Source organism: Paenibacillus sp. GYB006, from assembly GCF_036577645.1.
In the GTDB taxonomy this organism is placed as follows: Bacteria; Bacillota; Bacilli; order Paenibacillales; family Paenibacillaceae; genus Paenibacillus.
In genome coordinates, this window is record NZ_JARBDA010000001.1 from 550534 (window position 1) to 576057 (window position 25524).

Here is a 25524-nt window from a genome sequence, read left to right on the forward strand (position 1 = left end):
GTTGCATTAACTTTTTTAGTTGTTGTGACGATAAGAGCTGTAGCAACATTTTCTATTCATTTATATCGATCAATTGGTGATCATTTGTTACAGTGAACTATTTATAATATGGGGGAACGAACAATATGTCTAAAGTTCTATTTATTAAAGCAAACGACCGCCCAGCGGATCAAGCAGTAAGTGTTCAAATGTACGATGCATTCTACAATGCATATAAAGAAGCAAACCCAGCAGATGAAATTGTGGAACTAGATCTGTATGCTGCTAACCTGCCAGCTTACGGTAACGATGCTGCAACAGGAACATTCAAAGTAGCGAAAGGTATTGAAACAACTCCTGCAGAGCAAGAAGCTGCAGACCTGGCTGCTTTCTACCAAAAACAATTCTTTGAAGCAGATAAAGTGGTTGTTGCATTCCCGCTTTGGAACTTCACTGTACCTGCACCGCTTGTAAACTACATATCTTACCTGAGCCAAGCTGGCGTAACATTTAAATATACAGCTGAAGGTCCAGTAGGACTTGCAGGTGACAAAAAAGTTGCACTTCTGAACGCACGTGGTGGCGTTTATTCTGAAGGTCCTGCAGCAGCAAGTGAACTTGCTGTGAAATATGTATCTTCCGCTTTCGGATTCTGGGGTATTCAAAATCCTGAAGTTTACATTATTGAAGGACATAACGCGTTCCCTGATCGTGCTGCACAAATCGTTCAAGACGGTTTGAAAAATGTTGCAGAAGCAGCTGCACGTTTCTAATAAGTAATGATGAGCAAAAGGCTGAGTTCCTACCTCGAATGAGGAAGGGACTCAGCCTTTTCTTTTATAAGACAAGTCTATTTTTTGAACTCATCATCAGCAAGTACTTTTTCAGCAATAAGAAAGTCATTTTGAGCAAGCGTGGTTTGTTGTAAGACATTCTCATAGGTTGTTAAAGCTTCCTTGCCAGCGGGTGTTAATCTGTAGCTGCCTCGCTTAATACGCTCAAACCATCCATAATAATTGTTTTGAAGAATGGAAGCAGCTGTACTGATTCCCGTAGTTCTTGCGAGCTGTGCAGGAGAAGCAGAGGGCAGAGGCTCAAGGGCGTAGGCTACTTTTAGAGCTCTTTCGCGGTAAGCAGTGACCAATTTTGTTTTGTGGCTACCGCCTAGGTTATAATCGCCGCTGCGACCCTCAAACTCACGCAGTAGTTTTTGTTTGCGTATGGATTTTTTTGATTTTAGCTGACATTGCGGTTGACATAAGATATCTACAAGTGCAGGCTTTGTCTTATAAATAGTCACGGTAATAAGTCCAAGTCCAAGCTTTTGACAAAGCTCCGTAATTTCACTAAACCGCTGGTTCACAGCTCCGCGTTTAGCACGGTTACGTTCTACAGCAAGATAGACATTGTTACTTATTTTTAATCGCTGCATCCCCTGAAGGAGCAGGGATAGATTGAATGATTTTTTAATTTCCACAATCAGCGGATCAGCCGATCCTTCTTTGACTCCAACAAGATCACAATACCGGATCTCGGATTTAATATGATACCCTTGCTTTTCAAAAAAGGATTTAACGGGTTCATATAATTCGGTTTCGTACCCCACAGCCATCCCTTTATCAAACTCCTTTATGAATTTACTGCTTCTAATAGCGCTTGTTTTCTCATATACGTACAAGTATAACATTGCTCTTCTTTTTTCACCCTAACATACCTTGCGCTAGGATTCCAAAACATTTTCTTTCCCTGGTTTTTCTCGTTTTTTGCGTAAAAAAGGGAGACCTGTCACAAAAAAAGAGGCAACTTATCCGAATTAACGCATAGGTATGTAATACACTTTTTTTAGATCAAAGTGTCGGACTTCTCTCACTAAAGTGATCAGGAACTGAAGGCAGAGGAGCTTAGACAGTTAGGAAAAAGATGGGTTAGCAGTTCATGGAATGGACCTATTCGGAGTGGATGCTGAATCACTATGGAGCCATGGGAGGTACGAAAGAGCATGAATATTTTTGAACGCGTAGCTGAATTTCGAGCGGAAACCGATCGATTGTCATGGACGGGGACATTTAAAGACTATATTCAGATTTTGCAAAAGGATCCTACGCCTGCAATGACGGCTCATGCCAGAGTGTATGAAATGATCAAATCGTATGGTGTGGAAGAAAAAAATGGCCATAAACGGTATAAGTTTTTTGAACAACAAATTTTTGGACTAGACCGCAGTGTAGAAAGATTGGTTGAGGAGTATTTTCACTCCGCAGCGAGAAGGCTGGATGTCCGAAAACGAATTTTGCTCTTAATGGGTCCGGTCAGCGGCGGAAAGTCCACACTTGTCACGTTGTTAAAACGCGGGTTGGAGCAATTCTCACGTACAGATAAAGGAGCGGTTTACGCAATAGAAGGCTGCCCTATGCATGAAGATCCGCTGCATTTGATTCCGCTTGAACTAAGGCCCGAAGTAGAGAAAGAGCTTGGAGTACGTATCGAAGGGAACCTATGCCCTTCTTGCCAGATGCGCCTTCGTACGGAGTACGATGGAGATATTGAAAAAGTCCGAGTAGAACGCGTCTTTATATCAGAGGACAGTCGTGTTGGAATTGGAACCTTCAGCCCTTCAGATCCGAAGTCGCAGGATATCGCTGATCTCACCGGCAGCATTGACTTTTCAACCATTACAGAATATGGTTCTGAATCAGATCCGCGGGCCTATCGGTTTGATGGAGAACTCAATAAAGCGAATCGCGGACTCATGGAGTTCCAGGAAATGCTGAAATGCGATGAAAAGTTTTTGTGGAATTTGCTGTCACTCACCCAAGAGGGGAACTTTAAGGCGGGGCGTTTTGCACTCATAAGTGCAGATGAGCTTATCGTTGCTCACACCAACGAATCAGAGTACAAATCTTTTATATCGAATAAAAAGAATGAAGCATTACAATCCCGGATGATTGTTATGCCGGTTCCGTATAACTTAAAAGTTTCGGAAGAGGAGAAAATTTATAAAAAGCTGATTGAGCAAAGTGACATGCGTCATGTGCACATTGCCCCGCATGCCCTTAAGACGGCTGCCATTTTCTCCATACTTACTCGTTTAAAAGAATCAAAAAAACAAGGAATGGACCTTGTTAAAAAAATGCGGATGTATGATGGTCAAGAAGTGGAAGGATATAAAGAAGCAGATCTGAAGGAAATGCAAAATGAGTATCTTGAAGAAGGAATGACAGGGATTGATCCTCGTTATGTCATTAACCGAATCTCCAGCGCGCTTATTAAACAAAATCTAGAGTGCATTAATGCGCTTGATATCCTTAGGGCCATTAAGGATGGTCTAGACCAGCATGCTTCTATTACGAAAGAAGAACGTGAGAAATATCTCAACTTCATCTCGATTGCACGTAAAGAATATGATGAGTTAGCGAAAAAAGAAGTGCAAAAAGCATTTGTCTATTCTTTTGAAGAGTCCGCTAAGACTTTGTTTGAAAATTATCTTGATAACATCGAAGCGTTCTGCAATTGGACGAAAATACGTGATCCGTTAACGGATGAAACGATGGATCCAGATGAGCGCCTTATGCGCTCTATAGAAGAGCAGATCGGGGTATCTGAGAATGCAAAAAAAGCATTCCGTGAAGAAATTCTAATTCGGATTTCAGCATACTCGCGTAAAGAGAAGAAGTTTGATTATAACAGTCATGATCGCTTAAGAGAGGCCATCGAGAAGAAATTGTTTGCAGATCTTAAGGATATCGTGAAGATTACGACATCGACGAAGACACCAGATGCGATTCAATTAAAGCGGATTAACGAAGTCAGCTCGAGACTTATTGACGGGCACGGATACTGCCCTGTATGCGCAAATGAACTTTTGCGTTATGTCGGCAGCTTGTTGAATCGTTAACTTTTAAATTGACTGTAAAGTTGCTCGATTGTAGTACGTGTTTTCCCATCCATCCACTTTGATTTAGATTGATAACAGCGTTAACTTTAGGTGACTTAACAGTTGCCTGGTTAACGCTTTTATTATGATAAAAAGGAAAAAATTTGATGAAACAGGACTTTGGATCTATGTCTAACTAGGGTTTTCGTTCTATAATGATCAAAGTAGGATTAGAAAATTGCACAAGAATACAGAAAGAAAGAGGAATTAAATGTGATGATCGATGTTTCACAAGAAAGAAAAAAACAGCTCGATTTTATAGGACTAACAGATAGTGAATTGAAACTTCTTAATCGTCATCGTCCTGTTTTTGAGCAAATTGTGGACAAAGTTGTAGATCGTATGTATGAACATATAGGCCGGATCGAAGAACTTAGAACAATAATTGAGAGACATTCTACCATTGAACGACTTAAAGAAACACAACGTTGGTACTTTCTGTCCTTAACAGATGGAGTCATTGATGAGCCTTTTATTGAGAAGAGAATTAAGATTGGGTTAGTACATTCTCACATTGGATTAAATGCCGATTATTACCTTGGAACCTATATGGTTTATCTGGATTTAGCTACTCAGTACATGCAGGAGTTTCTTCCAGACAATTGGTATCCTGTTATACATGCACTAACTAAGATGTTTAATTTTGATTCACAGCTTGTGCTAGAAGCCTATGAATCGAAAGAAAAGGATACGATTAATGAGGTCGTACAAGAACAGGAACTTATGTTAAAAGCAATTACAGAAGTATCTCAAAAGCTTACAGGAATGATCGACGAGCTACATAGAAATACACAAGTGATTTCTAAGACTGCGAAAGAGACAGCAGCATCACAAGAATTGGCTCATGGTTTAGTTAATGAACTGAATCAGGAAGTACAGCATATACAGAAGATGGGCACGCTTATTCGAGATATATCAGACCAAAGTCATCTTCTTGGCTTGAATGCGGCAATAGAAGCAGCTCATGCTGGAGAGAGCGGAAGAGGTTTTGAAATTGTAGCAGGCGAAATCCGCAAACTTGCAACCGGGTCTAAGAAAGCAATGGACCAAATCCAAGGAGTAGTAGATAGTATTATGACAAAGCTTGTGCAAGTGAGTAAGGAATCAGACAATACAACCGGAAATACGGAAAGACAAGTTCACAGTTCCAAAGAATTAATCGCTTTTGTTTCTATGATGGAAGGCGTCTCTAAAGATTTGAAAGAGCTGCAGAAAAAACATGTCTAGGAAGAATAATAGAAAGCGCATTCATTTAATCTATGAGGTTTTCTAGTTTTCCGTTATAATAATGATTATGCGGGCCTATATATTACCCAGCTGATAATGTAACGGTTAGACTATGATTGATATAGAGGTGATCAAATGGCATCGATACATGATGTGGCTAAAGAAGCTGGGGTCTCAGTTGCTACCGTTTCTAAGGTGCTGAATGATTATCCAGATGTAAGTGACAAGACTCGTAAAAAAGTGAATATGGTGATTGAACAACTACATTATCAACCTAATGTTGTCGCTCGGGGACTCGTGAAAAGAAGATCCTGGACCGTGGGCGTTCTCCTGACCGTCCCGTTTACCAATCCATTTGTTGCGGAACTGCTGGAAGGTATCAAAACAGCGCTTGAAAACAGCGGATATGATCTGGTTCGGCTATCCACCCGTTTTGATGATCCCAATTATTCTTTTATCAAACATTGTCGCAGCCGGAACGTAGAAGGAGTTGTCGTGTTTGGTGTGGAGCGTGATAACCCGAGTATAGATGAACTCGTTCATTCGGACATACCTACGATGTTTGTGGATACAGATATTGTAGGTAAACGTGCGGGATACATTACAACGGATAATCAGAATGCAATCCAGATGAGTGTAAAGCATTTATACGAACTTGGTCATCATAAGATTGCTTACATTTCAGGTACCCTAGGACAGTCCATTGCGAACATGCGGCTTGAAGGTTACAGACAAGGACTGAAAAACTGTAATTTGCCTTATTTGACATCATATCTTGAGGTTTGCGATTATTCTTTTGACGAAGGGGCCGCAGCGATGCGACGTCTGCTCCAGTTGAAAGAACCTCCCACAGGTGTTGTCTGTACATCGGATCTGGCGGCCTTTGGCGCGATCTATGAAATAGAAAGACATGGGCTTCGTGTCCCAGAGGATGTTTCAGTGGTTGGTTTTGATAATACCTATCATGCACAAGTGTTTAAACCCAATTTGACGACGGTTAACCAAAATATTTATTCTATTGGAATCAAATCTATTGAGTGCCTGATTGGCTTAATCGAAAATCCTGATTTTTCACCTCCTGTCATTACAGAGCCGTCTGAATTAATTGTAAGACAGACGACAGCAAGCCCAAGTGTTTTGATATAATTTATTTAAAAAGCATCTCCAGAAGGCAGCCTTTGACTTTGACCAGAATGGTCGAAAAAGGCTGTTTATTCTAGAGATGCTTTTTCTGTTAGGGGAGGTTTATTTTCACCCGAAACACTTATTTTTAAGAAATTTGATCAAATTTTCCTGAATGTCTATCATGACGGGTACTCGCACTATATAATGGTAAAGGTAAAGTGAAGATAAGATGAATGTTCAACAATCAATTACTTATGGCTATGAATATAAAGGAGTACAATTCATTGAATAAATTACTAAAATCACTTATGTTGCTGACTGCAATTATGCTGATCGGCAGTGTTGTTGTTTATGCAGAATTTAAGGGATCATCCCATTCAAATAGAGAACTAATGGAAGAAAATATAGATAACAAGCAAGAATCAGGGCAAGTGGATCAGCGGGAGAAATCGACACTACAAGCTATCGCGGAAGTGACAAATACGGAAAATCGTTTGTATATCGTACAAGAATCAGAAGGGTTTTATGAAGGGTTTATACTCAATTGGGAAAACAAAACCGCTGATTTTGATTGGAAAAGCATTGCATCGCCAGCCGCACCCGCTGAGTTATTCTCAGCTGATGTAACGGGTGATGGGACAAAAGATGCTATCATTACACTGCCAGCAGGGTATGGAACAGGCGTGTATTTGGAGGATATTCATGTCGTGGATGGAAAAACACTGCGGGAAAAGCACGTAGAAGATGCAGCAGATGCTGCGAAAAAGTGGGTAGTTTCAAGTACGGAGTTAATTAGCCAGGAAGAGCTTCTGCTAAATCACATTGACTACCAGATGAACGAGAATGAGCAGCTTACCGCTTTGATTGGAGTAGCGACATCCCCCTTAGAATATATTGGAGAGCTCGCTTTGACTTATGTATATAACGATGAGAAAGAGATGTTGATGATCGATTCCATTTCATATACTGCTTTTGAATAAAAAAGCCCGAAGAAGATGATCTCCTTCGGGAATCTGCCCATATATTTTATAAATTAAAGAAATTAAACGGTTTGCAGTGCAAAAGACTCTTGATCAGAGAACTCAGAAAGCTGGTGTACACATTTGGAGAGCGTGCTGGCCGAAACATCATGTTTTGCAGCAAGTTCCGAATGACTTACCGTTTTACCAAGCTTTGTTGCCGTCAAGTATTCTAGAGCTCCAGCGTAACCGCCCGGCTTACGATAGCGAGGGGCTTCGCTTTGGCTGTAGTCGCTCCATAGCTTTGCCAATTGAGATTGCTGTTCATACGACAGCGAGTATTCTTTTGCAATTTCTGGGATAACCGAAGCTGCTAACTCGCGGTGCGTATCGCTTTCCCAGGAAAATTCAGAGAGGTCAAGTGCTTTGTCTGTAGTTGAGACGATTGTAGCTTCAACGGACTGTGCTGTTGGTGCTGGAGCTGATGTGGAAACAGCTCGTCTGGAACCTGTAATCACTTCAACCGAAGTGGCTACTCGTACATTACGTTGCTTTTCTCTGTCTTTCTCGAGGCAACATTTTTTATATTTTTTTCCACTGCCGCAGTGGCACGGTTCGTTTCTACCGATGTTGGACAATTTTGTTCGCTCCTTTATTCAATTGCAGATAATTCTAATGATGAGTGCTTACGATTGTAATAAGCGCTGACAAAAGTAGATTATAACATATTTATCGGCTTTGTATGTATACGGGCATTAGATGACCAGTACATCTATTATTCAATTTACCCCATGAAAAAGCCTGTTTCAACCCAAATTTGAGTGAAAACAGGCTTTTAGCTGGAAAAAGTACAAACTGATTCAATCTCACAGAATTATAAAATGGATTCAAGTTAGTAATTTTCTGTTCATTTTTTTGCCGTCAAATGTAAACAAGACAGGTTTATCATCAATCATTGTCTCAAGATGAACGGCGCGGCCCCATAACTTATATACGTAAGGGAGCGTACGCTCCATGTATTTTAGATCAAGCTCAATGCCTTCATACTGGTGTTTTAATACGATTTCACCCGTGCGAAGGTGATCAGCATCCTTAACAACAAGATAGGGAGATCCGCCGTTAACCCTAGCAAAGACGAGCTGATCCCGAATATTTTCCCATGACTTATCAGTGATTTTCCAGTCGGGTCCTTTTTTCTCGAACACATATAAATCAAGGTCTTCGACCAGCTGCTTCGTCATGTAGTTACGGATGAATGAGGTATCGGAATCATATTCACGTACTTCAAACATTTTGGCCCGGCCCCCGCCGGGAGTCCGTCCGAGTCGTTCTTCTTCATGTGAAGTTGGATGATCCCATCTTTTTTCAATGTCTTCGAAGATTTTAAGACCGAGATAATAAGGGTTCAGACTCTGTTTTGACGGCTGTACAACCGAGGCATTCAGCATCGCATACTCTACAGCTTCATCACTCGTCAGATCCAGTTCACGAATGATGCGCTGATGCCAATACGAAGCCCAGCCTTCGTTCAGCTAAGGTGCTTTTTAAATTGATTTTTTCAGCACGAACACTGATGAAATTAACTGGTAAGCATAAACGGGAACAATTTGGTATAATCTGATATTATAACTGGAGTGGGGTGAACTCTTTTGGATACAAAAAAAAGTGTTAATATATACAATGAGTTACATAAAAAGTTTAAAGTCAATTTCACTAAGTCATTAGAGAATGAGGCTGAATTATTAGCACGTGTAGAAATAAAATCAAGATCATTTGCAATATTGGGTCAGATAATTAGTCAAGAGCATACTCTGGAGCAGCATCAAAAAGAGATAATTCCTATCTTCGACGAGCTTTTTTCTGATATTTCAATAGGCATTTATTTTGCAGCATCTTCATTAGAGAACCCTGCAAAAATTCAACTTAGACGTGTCCTGGAACTTGGCATAGCTGTTACATATCTCTGGGATTTGCCTCACGTGTTCTGGGGGTGGAAACAACATGACTTTGATCTTAATTTTAATGATATGTTAGAACACTTTTCTAAAGATGGTTACAAAACATATGTACGTACAGTCAATTCAAGTTATAAAGATGAAGATGTTTTACAATTCAAGCAAGCAAGAAAATTATATAGAATATTAAGTAATACTGTTCATGGTAAGATAACAACATTTGAATCTAATCTACCTAAAAGGTATTCTTATCAAGATGAAGATTGGAAAAGGTTTTTGGAAATGGCTGAAGAAGTTGAAGATATATTATTCGATCTTTGGAATAAAAGACTTGTGAAATACACACCTGAGTTAATTAAACAGGTACCAGCACTCTCAACTCTATTACACAGAAGGTGAAGTAATTGACAACTAATATACCAGATTCAGATTTACTTCAGGCAGCACGATGTGAAGATCTGGTCTATGACCAGATTAGTCAACTAACTGTTCTCGGAGATTTTGAAAGGAAAATGATCGATACACTTAAGCAAAGTGGGGCACACTTACTGATGGGTGCCCGAGGTGTAGGAAAATCGATGCTTCTTAGACAAGCAGAGATTGAGCTCGATAATAATTTCCAAGAGACAAGAAAGCTTGCAGTATATGTTACTTTTAAAACAAGTACCTTACTTGAAGGAGTGAAAGCAGAAGAAAGAGATGCTTTTCAGGTGTGGGTTGGAGCAAAGATACTACAAGCTTTACACGACAAACTGACTCAATTAAACCTAATTGGTCATGAAGGCAGTACGGATCCTTATTATAGGATATTTGGCATTGAATCAGCATATGGCACAAAAACTATGTTGCAAGAAAAAATTCATCAATTGCAAAAGCTTTCTGTTGCAGTAGATAAAGAGAAAGTTATTAATGACATTGGTAGCGATTTTTTAGATAGAGTAAATGATGTTAGTTTTATAAATGAGATTATTCGAGATGTATTAGGTGAATTCAATATTGAGAAGTTAATATTTTTGTTTGATGAGGCTGCTCATACGTTTATTCCATCACAGCAAGAGATCTTTTTTGAGATATTCAAACTTTTACACGGTGGGAAAATTGCCGTAAAAGCCGCGGTTTATCCAAGTGTCACTACTTATGGAAGAAACTTCGAGGTTGGTCATGACGCAATCGTTCTACACATGGATCGATATGAAACAGGCGAGCTAGGGCGCAGGAATAATCGGCAATTATTTAGGAACTTATTAGAAAAGAGACTACCCCAACAGAGTCAACTTCGAAAAAAGATATTCCAAAGAGGAGAAATATTAGATCATTGTATAGATTTATCGACTGGTAATCCAAGAGCTTTTTTACACCTTCTTATTAGGACGTTAGATAAAGGATTTACAAATCGTGCATTATTATTATCAACACAAGAGTTTATAGATCAAGAATTACTTCCGTATCATAATAGTTTAACGAATAGATTACCAAAATACTCAAACCACATAAAAATTGGAATTGAATTATTGAGATCATACATTATTCAAGAGATAAGAGAGAAAAACTTGCGTGAGAAGAAGAATAATTATCAATCTGCATTCTTTACTTTTCCCAGAGATATATCACCGAATTTAAAACTTGCATTAGATATTTTATGCTATTCAGGCGTGTTGACAAATAAAGGTACAATAAAGATTGCAGATCGAAAGACTGGACTAAGGTATATGGTTCATTTAGCTTTACTTACAACTGAAAAAGCATTTTCATCAACAAATATTAGTGAAGCCCTTGGAAGCATAAGTTTAACTGATTATCGAGAGTTTAACTCAAACGATCCTGCAATTGATAGCTATTTATTACGACTAAGAGAGTTATCTGAAAAGTGTACAGGCTGTAATATAGATCTGCCACCAAATGCAAAATTTTGTTCAGAATGCGGAAAAAAAGTAGAGACAACGTCTATAATTAGCAGTTTGTTAGATGAACCAATGACAAATTTACCGATTGACAATTTTTTGAAGAGGTTAGTGAATCCGGTTTATCCTAGAGTTGGAGATATTATTCAAGCATCAAGAGAAGAATTAATGGAGATTAAATGGATAAAGGATGTTCGGTCGAGGATAGTTAAAAATGCTGCTGATGAGTTTGTATCAGGATAAAAATCATATACTCATTTCTTAAAAAATCGATCTTAAAAATAATCGTCTGCGAATGTGCAGACGATTATTTTTTGTAAGATGGATCTATATACTTAGGTGCATTATAAACCGAGATTAACCGAGATAAATAATAAAGACTTAGACGAATTCTTTGTTTGAGGATTCTGAGCATTACCTAAAGAATTTATAGATATTACCTGATAGTCTGGCTTTAGATTTTTTAAACATTTAGTATATTAAACAATGAAGTAATTATCCGTTGTGTATTTTAACCCTCACCACGAATCTGATGTGGTTTGAAACACATGAGATAAACGATCATTAGTCCTCGCGTAAAAACCATGAGGATAATGACCGTCTATCTTTACAAAGCCATTTAATTTAAGAATACTTTAAATTACGATTAGAATTTATTGAACTGCAGCCTCAGCAAATGCTTGTCTCAGTTGTTGTATGGACTCATCATTTCGCCCAGAAATCTCGGCTAATTCATGAATTATCGCTCTAATCTCCTCATCAATACTTTCCGTTGGCATTTTGCTGCAAATTTCTCGACTATGTTCACCTTCGCGATATTTTCGAGCGTATATCCCATTTCTAATAGCGAGTTGAGTTGCATCACTTAATGCTTTTTTAGGATCAAAGGAATAGTCTTTCTCATTAATAAAAGATCTTTCAATTTTAAGGACAGAAGAAACGGTATCCAAACAAAAATAATTTTCTAACTCGCCTTTAGTTAGAATTTTAATGTAACCATGTTTAAGCTTAGGATATTTCTGTTCAAATTCTAGTTTCCTAGCCTCTGGAGTAGTTTCTCCGTGAGAATCCTTATCTAATATAATCCTGAAAGGAATGTTGAAATCAAGAAGAATTTTTACGTTAGCGAAATAATCTAATTGTCTACCACCATCCATTGATATGAAATGAACACCATCACGTCTATGGTTAAGTCCGAGTTTATCAGCCCAGTTTTCAAAAGCAAACTTGTCCGATTTACCTTCAACTAAACAACAAACCTTTCCAGTTAATAATTCACTTATTTTTATACGTTCACCAAGATGATCTCTAATCTCTTCATCAGGAATATGTTGTAGTGAATTAGTTTGACCATTAGTGCGCGTCAAAAGTACAATATCATCACGATTAGATTCATCAATAAAAAGTGTTGAATGTGTTGTAATAATAACTTGGCTGCCAGAATCGGCAAGATCTATCAGTGAATAGAATAGATCTTTTTGCGCCGATAAATGAAGAAATGCTTCTGGTTCTTCAAAAATATATAAAATTGGTCTTGTGTAAGAGCGATTATTGTTGTCACTTTCAAGTTCCTCAATCATCTTATTAACTTCAGATTGTGCCCTAATTACTGCAACTAATACTGAACGTTGTAATCCACTTCCACGGCTGTTTAGCGCAGTCTCAACACCTTGAGCATCACTAACGGTCATGGTAAATGAAAAGCCCTTACTTACATCAAGAGGATCTATTTTTTGATTCAAATTTTCAGCTAATGGTAATTGCTCTTTTAGTTTATCTTCAACTTTGTTAATGAATAATTTGTTAATATGTTCGATTCTTTTATTTACAACATTGAGCGCATCTTTACTTTCTGGATCAGCATTTAACCATTTTCGCATTCCTACACGAAATAGCTTTCCAAATAAAGACGAGTCACTTGTCATTTTCTGTTCTGATAGATGATCCTGTGCTGCAGGAATATAAATTATTTCTGGTAACAGTTCACTAAAATCTTTCCAATCATCTTCGTACCAATTAAATGAAGGTTGCTCAGTTACACTACTTAATACAGCTGTTCTTAATTTAATAATGTCCGCATGACTTGGTTTTTTAGTAGGGGCATCAATTCCTAGGGTTTTAGCGAATCCTTTAAGTGATTTGTAATCTTCTAGTTCTTCTTCAGTCGGTGAGGATAGTTCTTTATAAATATATTGTTTACTGATTATCTTCCCGTCTGAATAATCAAAAGTTCGTTTCATTTGGATGGTGTCACCCATCGTAATTTCAAAATGAATCTCAATCTCGCATTGCATAGATACATCGAACTTTGGAAAATCCTCAAATAACATTTTTTCCTTATCTAGAAAGACACATATTGCGCGTAACACAGATGATTTTCCAACATCGTTTTGTCCTACAATTGAGAGTATGTTTTTTTTCATAATACCTTCGAAATGGTCTATTCCTCTGAAGTTACAAATTCTTAGATAACGAATAAACATTGCTTCCAGCCCCTTCTAATCGTGTGTTACAACAATTCTATTTTAAGAAGCAATTAACCTGCCATTCACATTAGTTTTATTAATGAATAGCCTAACCTTAAACTAATTTAAGGTTAGGCTATTAAAAATATAATGATTTAAATCAAGCAAGCATTATATATGACAAATCGAATTGGATCTTATACACCTACTCACCGAGATAATAAATTGTAACGCACCTAATCGCCGAGATACGTTTATCGACGAGAATAAATGTCTATACTAATAAATATAAAAACCCGTATCCCATATGGGACAAGCACTTTTTTGTCGTTCGAACCTCGGTTTATAGGTGAGAACGGCATACCGTTCCTACCTATTCGCCGAGCTTAAAAAAGGTTGTCCACCTAATTACCGAGATATTAATAAAATAAAAACTCTTCAAGTTCTTGAAGAGTCAGCGATTATTTAAGTCAATTCTATTTGTTATAAATATTCCACCATCACTGTCAATCTCGATTTTTTCAAATATTAGGAGCAGCAATTTACGTAACGGTTGAATATAATCTTTTTGAATCGGTAATGTATCTTTAAAAAATTGAACCCAGTGTTCAGAATTAAGTTCTAAAGTATCTAGGCTTTTACATTCCTCAATATTTCTTTTTAACTTTAGCTGAGTTTCCGTAATATTACTCGTTATTAGAGCCAAGAATGTTTGCAAAACATTTATTGCTACATTATCACTTTGAGTTAGGAGCAGGGGCTTTATTTCATCTTGTGTGGTGTCATAATCGTGACGAAGCTCATTTAACTTGTGTTGCAAACTTTTATTATCAATCTCTAGCATGTGCTTTTTCTCTTTGTAGTAATTTTGAATCTTTACTATTAATAATTCTCGCTGTACAGGGTTTTCTATATTCAGGATTTTGGAGTCCTTGACATATTTTAAAAGATACTTATCCAGAACATTGGATACAATTCTGATTTTGCAGCTAGAGGAGTTACCGCAATAATAAATTTGATCTCCATATTGACCACTTGATTGGTTTTTGGTTTTGAGGAGTTCCCCACAAGATTTACATCTGATAATACCTTTAAATAAATATGAAGTTGAGAAATGCATTGGATCAGCAATCTCACGTGTCTTTTTTTGCTGATATAAATCATAGCAATACTCCCATTCCACGAGTGAGATAATGGGATCTAATTCATGATATTGCTCCATAATCCAGTCTTCCCGATTGTTCGTAGAATTTCTTGATTTCTTTTTACGTTTATGCAAACTGAGGTAACCACAATAGATTGGATTAGTAATTATAGATTTTACACGATCTTTGCTCCATGTTTGTCCAGGGTCTAATTTTTGCTCTGACAAGTAAACAGCAATAGAACTAAAGCCTACCCCATTCCTATACAATTCAAATATTTCTTTAATGACCGGAATCTTATCAGGCTCAAATTGCAGTACCTTCTTATCTAATAGAGCATCGAAGTTATACTTAACACCATAGGGTGTTTTACCTCCTGTCCATTTTCGTTGAAAAACAACACGCGAATATATACTGTCTTTCATTCGGACGCGTATATTATCGGCTTCAATTTTACTGTAGTTATCTCGTATTGCATTACTTAGAATATCCTTGTTGCTATAAACTTGATTTGAACTGCTTAAATAGACAGGTACCTGTAATTCTGTAAACCACTTACGTAAGCGAAGATGCTCAAGCGGATCACGAGCGAGTCGGTCATGATTATAGACAACGATAAAATCAAACTCTTTGTCTGTAACAGCTTTAATAACTCTCATTAAGGCGTCACGTTTGGTTAATGGAATACGAGTTGCGGATCTTTTCTCTACATATTGATCACGATCGATTATAACATCACAATGATGACGCTCCCTAAATGCCTTACAAGAATCAATTTGCATTTGTAGGTCTTGTTCCTCTGAGGAGACCCTTCCATAGAATACTCCTTTTTTATTCTGTAGCTGCTCTTGAAGACTCGATATCATTAATAATTCCTCCTATAAAAGTATTAGTAAGTATGTGTGGGATCTTAAAAATCGGAATTAGATTTCCATCATGATCTACAAGAATTGTGTCTAGAATATCTTCTATGAGACGTGACTTGGATTCAGAATCAATATCTGTAAACTTGCGGTGCAGTTCTTTATCAGATTCCATGAAGTGAATAAGTTTGCTCTCATCCCCTATTTTAGAGTTCAATTCATTAATTTTATCTCGAATGCGGTTCATTGCGTCACGAGTTTCATTGCAACTTTTGAGGAGTCTACTTTTTTGAACAGGTTCCGGTTCATTAATGTATTCTTTCGTCAAATTCGAAAAAACAAGTGTGAGTTTTTCTAGTCTTTCATTGAGCTTCTTGCTATACATCTCTCCAGCCTGGATATGCGACTTCTGTATACTCTTTAATTTAGGCTTGTGCTGTATTAATTGAGTGAAAAAAGAAATGCAACTGCTAACAACGTAATGTTCAAGTTTCTGTTTCTCGAGCTTAATTTTGTGCTTCTTACATACGTAATAACCACCATTGATACCGTCCATTTGGATATGAGATTTAAGTGTGTGATTCTCATTAGAATCATCTATGCATTGTTGGCACTTTATTATGTTGGAAAGAAAAAAGTCTTTCTTTGATAAGTTATTCTTTCGAGGAATCCTCTTCTCCTGAGTCAGCTGGCTTAATGCAATTTGCGCACGTGTCCAGTTATCCTCTGAAACGATTATCAGTTCATGATAAAACTTTGTTGAGGGTCGCTCCTGAAATTGGAACTGCATTTGATGAAGTCCTTTGTAAAGGGGTTGTCGAATAATTTGCTTAATATCTTCAGTTTGCAGAGGTTTACCTTTCTTATTTCTTGTGAGCTTCAGTGATGACAAGTGGTATCTAAATTCGGTCATGGTTTCAAAAGAGTTTGTTAATAATTCGTTGAATATCTGTTTTACAATCTCGGCAGCAGGTGGATCTATTATTATCCATGCAACTTTTTTGACATTACCGTATTTGTCGTACTCTGAAGTTTCCTTGGTACATCTTATATACCCAAAAGGAATTTTTGGAGGTATAAGCTTTCCTTCACTAAACTTAGAAGCGTTCCCATCGGCAATTCTTTGCTTCATTTGAATTTCTTCATGTTCAGCAAAGGAAGCTAACAAATATTCAATTGTAAAAGCCTGAGGTGTATAAAGCATTGGAAACTCATTGGAGGCGCTAAAGTAAACAGTAACTTGGTGTTGCTTTAAAATTTCGTAAATCTCCATATATTCATCAGTCTTTCTTGCCAATCGGTCTCTTTTATAAACAATTAAGGTTCCTATCAGCCCTTTCCTGATGTCATTAAGAAGTCTAGATAAATCTTTTCTACCCTCAATCGAATGTTTCACAGCAGATGTATCAGAATCATTATAGATGTCATCAATAGTTAGTGAATGCTTTGTCGCACAAATATAAGCCTGATCTTTCTGCAATTGTATGGAGTTGTCCTGATAAACATCTGCAGAATTTCGCACATAAGCGACAGTCATTTTCACAGAATACATGATGGTCATCTCCTTTATAGATCCCGAAGCTTGGATTTTAAATGATTAAGTAGCAACTCAGAATATGTTTCGATCCAAAGCTTGGCTGCATGTGGATCATGAACATATTGAACAGATTTTAATGAGAGCTCTTGCGTTGGTTTTTTCTTAGCCATTCTTCAATTTCCCTTCTAAGGTGGTGTTTGTATTGAAAAATTTCGGACAACAAATTCGAGTTTTAAGAGAACAGAGGAACATAAGTTTAAACAAATTTGCGAAGGAGCTTGAGGTTTCACCAGCGTATCTAAGTAATTTAGAAAATGGAAAGACCGATTCCATTAAGCTTGAGGTTCTGTGGAAGCTCCAGAATCGCCTTCAAGTGTTAGGACTAGAACATACTGAAACTGAAACAGAATTCCATTATCGATTAAACCGAATTACTCGAAACTTAATACAGCTGGAAAAGCTTCAACCTACCTTCGCAACTTATTTGTTGGAAACAACTGAAAAGGGAATTGATGTCGGTTATCAATTTTTCGGCTCAGATGTTAGTGTTATATTGTCCCAGCAAGATGAACGTTATTCACCATAGTGAATAATTGTTTACATTTATAAATAAAAATTCATGTGTTTTCATGATTAACAATTTTAATGATATTAAATTTTTCTATATCAATAGTAGGTCCATATCTCCTTGGTAAGTCGTTATCTAGTATGCCGTTTTGTTTGTTGATACCTTGTATGTATTCTTGAGTTGTAATCATTTCTGCTCTAAGGCTTGCAGCAATAGATTGGAGTGATATTGCCGAAAGGGAACTCAGTTCAAATTAAGGAACTGGTTCAGTATCGTTATTTACAGATGTCTCAGAAGATGAAATACTTTCTGATGTTTCTGCGTGGTCTTGACGATCTATGTTGGGAGTGGAAGATACCAGCGCAACTTTATTCTTATTAGCTATGGAGTTTTGGGGCACATCTTTATCTTTTTTGGTATACGAACGTTTAGTTAGTGATTTTTGGACACCCTCTTCTAATTTTGCTATAGCGTTCGTATGTTGCTCCATAAGCGAACTATTTTGTTTTACTATTTGTGTTAATTCGGAAACTAAATTGTTGTTCTTAGATACTTCGCTCAAGAGATCCTGATAGCTTTGTTGCAAACTATTATACTTTCTTTCGATTTCGCTATCTGACTCGTGTGTTGAATTGATCTGGGAATTAAAAGAAGGAGCATTTGGAAGAGTTTTTTGATTCTCACTAATTGTTCTTATTATGAGATTTCTAAATACATGATTTATCTGTGAAGTAAGATCATCCATTAATCGTAACTCATGTGCAAATTTATGAATCCCCGAGTTTTTACGACCATTTACATGCAGTGATAATGCTGCTTCCACTAATGTATCCGTATCAATTTCGCTATGCTTTAGCAATTGTTCAAGTAGTTCCGAAGATTTAGACAAACGTACCACTCCCTTGTACTTTTATTAGTACAATCATATGCATTGACTTTGTATTTAACGATTGCTCATTTAAATGTTCGTAAGGTATGATTTGTGTATGTTCGATTTGAATAGAACATAGCAGGAGGCGCTTATGAATAGGAAGTATCCTGAAAAAGTTACGGCTTTAATGGTTCGCGTTATACATAACGATGAAGTTTTATTAATGAGATATGCTACAGAAGTTCATTTTGGGGACTCCACAGATTTACTTGGAGTCATTGTGATGACCAATCCTGGTAAGTTTGAGCTAAAAAGGACACATGGATGGGATAATTTCAAAGCCGGCGGAGGGTCAGTGGATATACTCGAAGGAATTGATTATCCGGATATGACCATGCAAAATGTAATTGAGGTTATTCGACGGAGTTATCAAGAGCTTGGACTATTAGAGCCAAGTGGGGTATTGCGGATATATAACCTTTCAAATATTCGGCAGCCCGACGGTAAACAAGCAGAATTGTATCATGAACGAGCTAAATTAGCTTTACCTGGAGCACTTGTCTCATACCTTGAAGATCCGGTAACACATGACCGAGAGAAGTTTATAGATGAATGTCATCAAGCGAAATTTGTAATCATGGGGTTTGTACATGAAACCTTTGAGGATAAGATGCAACAGGTCATATCGTGGTCTAAAGATATTAAAGGTATAGTATGCGCTATGGATGATAAAGGGCGTTTTTCACACCCACGCAGGTGGCGGACTGAGAAAGAATTGAAGGAGAAGGCAATTGTAAAGTTAAAGACGGTGTTACAAACGTCGGGTTATTGCAATAAAATCTGACGTCTATTCAACAGCATTCATAGCTGGATCGCGCGACACCAATTAAATTGTCCTAATCATTGGAAAAGTATTCACCAACATAAATGACTGTTTATTATAATGAATAAGCAGATGACGATAAGGAAAGCCTAACTCCTGCAGATGGAGTTAGGCTTTTGGCGTTTCATCAGTTATGTCTGAGGTTGTATGATTTTGCGCCACCATTATTTGATAGTTTAAATAATTATCTTTACCGAGTCTCTGCTGGAGCCATATCTCTGCCGCTGCACGCTTTAGACGAATTTCAAAATCATTGAGGCGATTCACTAGAAGTTCTGAGAATGAGTGTTGTTGCAAGCTAGATAATGACGTGAAGCTGCTCTGTTCCTCTTGATGTTCCATTGTAAAACGTACTTTGAGTTGTCCCATAACATCACCTCGATCTAATCTATGCGGCAAGGTCGAAGGGACAACCCTGTGAATTATCATATATATAAGAGGACAGGCATAGGTATGGACAAGGGGGGAAGTCATGAGCGGGAAACAACGAAAAAACGAAACCTATAATATCCGTTCTGTGGCTTTGTATTGCCGGGTTTCTACCGATGAGCAGGCAAGAGATGGTGTCTCTCTGGATGAACAGCAGGAACGGTTAAAAGCGTATTGCCGGGCGATGGGTTGGACGGAGCAAATTCAGCTGTTTATCGATGATGGTTATTCAGCTAAAAATTTGGATCGACCGGAGTTAAAGCGGCTGTTGCAGGCAGTAAAGAACGGGAACGTATCTCGTATCATGGTTACCAAGCTCGATCGAATGAGCAGACGACTGCTAGATTTACTGAATCTAATTGACATGTTTCAAAACTATGAGGTTTCTTTTGTATCTATTAGTGAATCTTTTGATACCAATACACCCTCAGGTCGACTTACTTTGCAGGTTCTGGGAGCAGTTGCAGAGTTTGAGCGAGAGCGTATTCGTGAACGTGTGTTTGAAAATATGCTTCACGCCGCTACTAATGGAAAATGGCTAACGCAAAGCCCATACGGATATGACCTATTGGACAAGTCCTTGGTTATTAATGATAAGGAAGCAGATATAGTAAAGCGGGTATACGACTTGTATCTGAATGAAGGGCTTGGTTTTTATTCCATTGCGAAACGATTAAATGAGGAGGGTATTCCATCCAGACATCGGAAGGAATGGTCCATTCGAGCAATTAAGTTGATGTTAACGAATCCCGTTTATAAAGGTACATTGGTCTGGAATCGGAAAGATTCGAGCAAATCAAAGCGTAAAGACAAAGATGAATCGGAGTGGGTTAAAGTGGAAGACTGTCTCCCAGTTATTATTGAGAAGCCCATATGGGAAAGTGTGCAAAGGCGAATGGGACAGACAACTATGGCTCCAAGAGCTCAGACAAGTCCTCACCTGTTAGGTGGTATGCTAAGGTGCGGAAATTGCGGGTCGGGCATGAGTATAGGTTTTTCAGGTTCTCCTAATAAACGCTATCGTGTATATCGTTGTTCAGCGAATAAAAATAAAGGAACTTGTACAAGTAAGCAATATCGTGCCGATCTGGTAGAAAAATGGTTTAAAAATGGGTTGCAGCAGATGGTTGGAAATACTTCTGGTATGCTATTAATAATGGCGAAGGAAGCAGTTGTAAAGTCGCAGAAGGATCAGCTTGAACAAAAGGCAAACACTGCTAAAGCCAGATATAAGCGGAAAATTGAAGCCTATGCCTCAGGTTTAATTGAACTGAGTGATTTAAATGAAGAGAAAGATAGGCTTGATCAGATACTAGCTGGGCTCGAGAAGATGGATCATAAGGAAGTCGAAGCGATAGACATGGAGCAGATTCAGACAGAGTTAAACGAAAAAGTGAATAATATCATTAGTGCAATTGAGGTGCTTCCCGTCGAGCAAGCAAAAGGAATTATTCAAACATTAATAAAATATGTAGTCGTTCACGGGGACGAGGATATCGAAATAAAACTACAACCTCTGTGAATCTATACAACATCATGAGAAATGCCCCCGCCGAATGGTCGGGGGTTATGCTTATTCCTTTTGATTCTGAGAAGGTTCATCGCCGAGCATTTCATGCAAATCATCGGGATCTTCAGGTAGGTCATTATCCTGTTCCTGCTCGTCTTCTGCGTCATCATAAACATCAGTGAATAATTGTTGTTGTCCACTGACAGACAGTGCGGCTTCATCTTTTCTAGGGCGTCCTCTTTTACGAGGTGGTGCATCAGGGTCTTCTTTACTTGGTTTGCGTTGTGCTATTAGAAGTAACTCGGTTTCTTTTCTAGCAAAATCCGTTTTCAATTGTTCAACTTCTAATTTCTTCTCATATTCCATTCGCAATAGATCGATCTGATGCTGTTGCATCTGGCATTGTTGCTTGAGGGCTTGATTATCTTCGGTTAATCGCTGGATTGTGGCGGGATAATCTGAAGATTGCCACTGAACGCGTTCTTGGTTCAACTTCTCGATCTCTGCTTCTTTTTCTTGCAGTGATTTTTTTAGCGTAGTACATAGATCTTCTAGAACGTTGCTTTGTTTCTGTAACTCCGTGAGATTGATCTTATACTGATTTGTCTGCTTTTTAGTTTCAGTGAGTTCGGTTTCCAGCTCCTTACGTAGTTGCTCGCTTTGCTGGAGTTGCTGCTGTATCTCGTCTGATGTTTTCGTCCATTCGGCTTCTTGATGTGTTGCTTCATCCGCCATTTTTTTCATCATCTGAACGATTGTTTCTTGGATGCGTGTTAGGTTCTGCTCAATATATTCGAGATCGCTGGCATAGCGTTTCGTCCCGTCCTCATGTTTTAGATGGTATAAGTCATAGATCGAGAGCAGATGCTGGAACCATTCCTTATTTGTATCAAAGTCTGAATCCTTGATGAGTTGTTCGATTTTCCCTTTCAGTTCAGGTGTGACTTTTACTCCGAAGGTTACATCTGACATATTACGTTCACATCTCCTTGGATTGGTTAACTGGATAACCCATGAATATACTGAGGTTAACCGGTTTTTGAAGTTAACTGTGAAGTCAATTTTCTCGTCATATGTATATGCTTGGAACTCACAAATATTCATAGGCTTCGAGAGCATATAAAAGAGAACGAACATAAAAGAAGACTGTAATACGAAGAGAGTAAGGTAAAGTGCAGAACTTGTCTGTTCGTATGAATGAAGCTTATGTCGAATTATCATTTTTTTTATGCTACGATAGCACTAGGCTATGCTATTAAAAAAATTAAGGTAATAAGTCCGGTTATATTGAATTTATAATAGGTTTTTATAGATGACACAGGGGGAACGACATAATAATGAGTCAGTTAACATTGCGAGAATTAGAATCACACTTATGGAAGTCTGCAGACATTCTGCGTGGGTCTGTAGACTCAAGTGATTATAAGAATTACATATTTGGATTGTTATTCTTAAAGCGTTTGAGTGATGTATTTGAGGAGCAGAAACAAAGGCTGGTCCAAGAACATGGAGAAGAAATTGGACAACTCCTGGCAGATGATCCCGATCAATACCAATTCTTCGTTCCTACATCTGCACGTTGGGAAGAAATTCGTAAACATGCAAGCGATATTGGTTCAGCAATTAACGTAGCTTTTGAAGCGCTTGAAAATGAAAATCAAACACTCGAAGGTGTCCTTACACCAATTGACTTTAACCGTAAAGAAGTGCTAACAGATAGTGTCTTACTCCGCTTGCTACAGCATTTTTCTTTATTAGATCTCAGCAATGCTAACCTATCAGAACCTGATATGCTTGGTCGAGCATACGAATACTTGATTAAAATGTTCGCTGATGATGCAGGCAAGAAGGGTGGAGAGTTCTATACGCCATCTAAAGTCGTTGAATTGATCGTAAAGCTCATCAAGCCTGAAGAAGGTATGCGTGTATACGATCCGACTTGCGGTTCAGGCGGAATGCTGATTCAATCAGTTGATTATGTGAAGGAGCATAATGGTAACCCGCAATCTTTATCTCTGTTCGGGCAAGAGAAGAACTTGGGAACATGGGCGATCGCGAAGATGAATTTACTTCTGCATAATTTACCGGACCATCGCATTGAAAAAGGTGATACGATTCGAGAGCCAAAGCTTGTGGAAGACGGTGAAATTATGCTGTTCGATCGTGTTATTGCAAATCCTCCATTTTCCCTAAAAGAATGGGGACGTGAGGAAGCCGAGCATGATGCGTACGGTCGCTTCCAGTATGGAATACCACCCAAAAATGCGGGTGATTATGCCTTCATCCAGCATATGGTTGCTTCTCTTAAAGCCGATGGAAAGTGCGGGGTTGTGATGCCGCATGGTGTTCTATTCCGCGGAGGAGCTGAAGGTAAGATTCGTCAAGGATTGCTTGAGTCTGATCTATTAGAAGCTGTTGTTGGATTACCGTCTAACCTTTTCTACGGGACAGGTATTCCTGCTTGTGTGTTGATCTTCAGTCGTAACAAATCTGCTGAACGTAAAGGTAATGTACTGTTTATCGCAGCAGAGGATGCATATCAAGAAGGTAAGAATCAGAACACGCTTCGAGATGATGATATCAAGAACATCGTGGCAGCTTTTGATGCTTATGAAGATGTAGAAAAGTATACACGAGTGGTTTCTTTGGACGAGATTAAGAACAATGACTATAACCTAAATATTACTCGTTACATTGATAAGTCTGAAGAAGAAGAAAAAGTGGATCTAGAATCGGTAATTATGAGTATTTCTGAGTTGGAAAGTAAAAGAGCGGATATAAAAATGAAATTAAATGGTTATCTTCGTGAACTAGGGTTGGGTGAAGTGTGATGAAGCAGGCTCGTGATGGATATAAAATGACGGAGCTTGGGGAGATACCGGTCGAGTGGGAATTAATGGAGTTACAAGATGTTATGCAAAAAGGTGGATCTGGGGTTAAACGAGGTCCATTTGGTGGAGCATTGAAAAAAGAAAATTTTGTTGCAGATGGATTCGCAGTGTACGAACAGCAACACGTTATCTACAATCAATTTAATAATATTAGATACTTTATTACAAGTGAGAAATTTGATGAACTTAGTGGCTTTGAAGTTTTACCTGAAGACATCCTTATAAGTTGTTCAGGGACAGTAGGGAAAGTATCAATTGTACCTAAAAGAATAAAACGTGGTGTAATGAATCAAGCACTTTTAAGATTTCGACTAGAGAAAAACCTAGCTGACCATACTTTTTTATATTTTTTATTGATTTCAGAGGATGTTCAATCAAGAATGTTGGATATGACACATGGATCAACAATAAAAAATATGGTAGCAGTATCTGAAATTAAAGGATTAAAGATTGGATTACCTTCATTAAAAGAACAACAAAAAATTGCCGAGATTCTTTCGACAGTTGATGAGCAGATTGAGAATACAGAACAACTGATAGAAAAAACAAAAGCTCTTAAAAAAGGTTTAATGCAGCAATTACTGACAAAAGGCATTGGACATACCGAATTTAAGCAGACGGAACTTGGGGAGATACCGGTTGAGTGGGATATAAAGAGCTTTCAAGAATTGCTTGATAATAAAACTATTATTAGTATCCAAGATGGGAATCATGGTGAAAGACATCCTAGATCATCAGATTATATAAGTGAAAATAAAGGTGATGCGGTTCCATTTATTATGGCTAGTGATTTAAAAAATGGAAGTCTTGACTATAATTCGTGTAACTTCATAAGTCTAGAGCAAGCAAAACAATTACGTGTCGGGCACTGCTTTCCTAATGATATTTTATTCTCACATAAAGGCTCAGTGGGAAAAGTAGCATTGGTGTCAGATGAATACTGTTATCTAATGTTAACTCCTCAAGTTACACTATACAGAATTGGTGAAAATTCCATACTTCACAGAGAATATCTGAAATGCTTTATGCAAAGTGATAGGTATCAAGAAAACATAATCAAATTGTCTGCACAAAGCACAAGAAATTATATTGGTATAAGTGAACAAAAAAAACAGTTGATTACTATGCCTACTCTTGAAGAACAACAAAAAATCGCCTCAATCCTTTCGTCCGTAGACGAACAGATCAAAAGCTACGAACAGGAAAAAGAAAAATACCTCGAACTGAAAAAAGGTTTAATGCAGCAGCTACTAACAGGACAAATACGAGTGACGGTTTAGCC

Annotated in this window: 20 protein-coding genes and 1 pseudogene; 12 read left to right on the forward strand and 9 right to left on the reverse strand. The window is 38.0% G+C overall.

The genetic code is table 11. The features are described from left to right. Positions 1 to 125 precede the first annotated feature (125 nt). Positions 126 to 752 (forward strand): FMN-dependent NADH-azoreductase, encoded by a 627-nt coding sequence (locus PV403_RS02730; RefSeq protein WP_160032888.1) that lies wholly within the window; start codon positions 126 to 128, stop codon positions 750 to 752. A gap of 77 nt (positions 753 to 829) precedes the next feature. On the opposite strand, the gene PV403_RS02735 is transcribed toward PV403_RS02730, so the two are convergent. Then, positions 830 to 1591: a DUF2161 domain-containing phosphodiesterase gene (locus tag PV403_RS02735; protein ID WP_213532048.1), complete on the reverse strand. Its 762-nt coding sequence runs from the start codon at positions 1589 to 1591 to the stop codon at positions 830 to 832. Positions 1592 to 1978: 387 nt separating this feature from the next. Between PV403_RS02735 and PV403_RS02740 the strand changes: the two genes are divergently transcribed. From PV403_RS02740 to PV403_RS02755, 4 genes are all read left to right on the forward strand, one after another. Further along, positions 1979 to 3874, forward strand: a complete 1896-nt coding sequence (locus PV403_RS02740) for a PrkA family serine protein kinase (protein ID WP_213532049.1) — start codon at positions 1979 to 1981, stop codon at positions 3872 to 3874. Between the two features lie 255 nt (positions 3875 to 4129). Continuing rightward, on the forward strand, positions 4130 to 5140 hold the full coding sequence (locus tag PV403_RS02745; protein WP_332083791.1) for a globin-coupled sensor protein: 1011 nt from the start codon (positions 4130 to 4132) through the stop codon (positions 5138 to 5140). Positions 5141 to 5275: 135 nt separating this feature from the next. Continuing rightward, positions 5276 to 6286, forward strand: a complete 1011-nt coding sequence (locus tag PV403_RS02750; protein ID WP_213532050.1) for a LacI family DNA-binding transcriptional regulator — start codon at positions 5276 to 5278, stop codon at positions 6284 to 6286. A 263-nt stretch (positions 6287 to 6549) separates the two neighbouring features. Further along, the gene (locus tag PV403_RS02755) at positions 6550 to 7245 is read left to right on the forward strand and encodes a hypothetical protein (protein WP_332083525.1); all 696 of its coding nucleotides are present in this window, start codon (positions 6550 to 6552) and stop codon (positions 7243 to 7245) included. Positions 7246 to 7307: 62 nt separating this feature from the next. Here the strand turns inward: PV403_RS02755 and PV403_RS02760 are convergent, their stop codons facing one another. Together PV403_RS02760 and PV403_RS02765 are read right to left on the reverse strand one after the other, a co-directional pair. Then, positions 7308 to 7862: an SEC-C metal-binding domain-containing protein gene (locus PV403_RS02760; protein WP_213532052.1), complete on the reverse strand. Its 555-nt coding sequence runs from the start codon at positions 7860 to 7862 to the stop codon at positions 7308 to 7310. A gap of 249 nt (positions 7863 to 8111) precedes the next feature. Then, positions 8112 to 8756, reverse strand: a pseudogene (locus tag PV403_RS02765) (SpoVR family protein); the annotation flags it as partial. 117 nt (positions 8757 to 8873) lie between these two features. On the opposite strand from PV403_RS02765, the gene PV403_RS02770 reads away from it, so the two are divergent. Both PV403_RS02770 and PV403_RS02775 read left to right on the forward strand, forming a co-directional pair. After that, positions 8874 to 9578: a hypothetical protein gene (locus tag PV403_RS02770; RefSeq protein ID WP_332083526.1), complete on the forward strand. Its 705-nt coding sequence runs from the start codon at positions 8874 to 8876 to the stop codon at positions 9576 to 9578. Positions 9579 to 9583: 5 nt separating this feature from the next. Beyond that, a complete protein-coding gene (locus tag PV403_RS02775) occupies positions 9584 to 11323 on the forward strand; it encodes an ORC-CDC6 family AAA ATPase (protein WP_332083527.1) in 1740 nt (579 codons plus the stop codon). 410 nt (positions 11324 to 11733) lie between these two features. On the opposite strand, the gene PV403_RS02780 is transcribed toward PV403_RS02775, so the two are convergent. From PV403_RS02780 to PV403_RS02790, 3 genes are all read right to left on the reverse strand, one after another. Next, positions 11734 to 13563 carry an ATP-dependent nuclease gene (locus PV403_RS02780; RefSeq protein WP_332083528.1) on the reverse strand — a complete coding sequence of 610 codons (1830 nt, stop codon included), beginning with the start codon at positions 13561 to 13563 and terminating at the stop codon, positions 11734 to 11736. A 436-nt stretch (positions 13564 to 13999) separates the two neighbouring features. Next, complete coding sequence (locus tag PV403_RS02785) at positions 14000 to 15556, reverse strand: recombinase family protein (RefSeq protein WP_332083529.1); 1557 nt, start codon at positions 15554 to 15556, stop codon at positions 14000 to 14002. Further along, positions 15522 to 17105, reverse strand: coding sequence for a recombinase family protein (locus PV403_RS02790; protein WP_332083530.1), 1584 nt, complete (start codon positions 17103 to 17105; stop codon positions 15522 to 15524). The genes PV403_RS02785 and PV403_RS02790 overlap by 35 nt, the downstream gene beginning before the upstream one ends. 178 nt (positions 17106 to 17283) lie before the next feature. Here PV403_RS02790 and PV403_RS02795 point away from each other — a divergent pair, with 178 nt between their 5' ends. Then, positions 17284 to 17676 (forward strand): helix-turn-helix domain-containing protein, encoded by a 393-nt coding sequence (locus PV403_RS02795; protein ID WP_332083531.1) that lies wholly within the window; start codon positions 17284 to 17286, stop codon positions 17674 to 17676. A gap of 235 nt (positions 17677 to 17911) precedes the next feature. Here the strand turns inward: PV403_RS02795 and PV403_RS02800 are convergent, their stop codons facing one another. Further along, entirely contained in the window at positions 17912 to 18547 is a 636-nt protein-coding gene (locus tag PV403_RS02800; RefSeq protein ID WP_332083532.1) for a hypothetical protein, read from the reverse strand. Positions 18548 to 18680: 133 nt separating this feature from the next. Between PV403_RS02800 and PV403_RS02805 the strand changes: the two genes are divergently transcribed. Then, entirely contained in the window at positions 18681 to 19373 is a 693-nt protein-coding gene (locus tag PV403_RS02805; RefSeq protein WP_332083533.1) for a hypothetical protein, read from the forward strand. A gap of 147 nt (positions 19374 to 19520) precedes the next feature. Here PV403_RS02805 and PV403_RS02810 read toward each other — a convergent pair whose 3' ends face one another. Next, the gene (locus PV403_RS02810; protein WP_332083534.1) at positions 19521 to 19781 is read right to left on the reverse strand and encodes a hypothetical protein; all 261 of its coding nucleotides are present in this window, start codon (positions 19779 to 19781) and stop codon (positions 19521 to 19523) included. A gap of 103 nt (positions 19782 to 19884) precedes the next feature. On the opposite strand from PV403_RS02810, the gene PV403_RS02815 reads away from it, so the two are divergent. Further along, complete coding sequence (locus PV403_RS02815) at positions 19885 to 21363, forward strand: recombinase family protein (RefSeq protein WP_332083535.1); 1479 nt, start codon at positions 19885 to 19887, stop codon at positions 21361 to 21363. Between the two features lie 51 nt (positions 21364 to 21414). Here PV403_RS02815 and PV403_RS02820 read toward each other — a convergent pair whose 3' ends face one another. Then, a complete protein-coding gene (locus PV403_RS02820; RefSeq protein ID WP_332083536.1) occupies positions 21415 to 22323 on the reverse strand; it encodes a hypothetical protein in 909 nt (302 codons plus the stop codon). A 365-nt stretch (positions 22324 to 22688) separates the two neighbouring features. Here PV403_RS02820 and PV403_RS02825 point away from each other — a divergent pair, with 365 nt between their 5' ends. Then, positions 22689 to 24182: a type I restriction-modification system subunit M gene (locus PV403_RS02825; protein WP_332083537.1), complete on the forward strand. Its 1494-nt coding sequence runs from the start codon at positions 22689 to 22691 to the stop codon at positions 24180 to 24182. Beyond that, positions 24182 to 25522 carry a restriction endonuclease subunit S gene (locus PV403_RS02830; RefSeq protein WP_332083538.1) on the forward strand — a complete coding sequence of 447 codons (1341 nt, stop codon included), beginning with the start codon at positions 24182 to 24184 and terminating at the stop codon, positions 25520 to 25522. The genes PV403_RS02825 and PV403_RS02830 overlap by 1 nt, the downstream gene beginning before the upstream one ends. Positions 25523 to 25524: the final 2 nt, after the last annotated feature.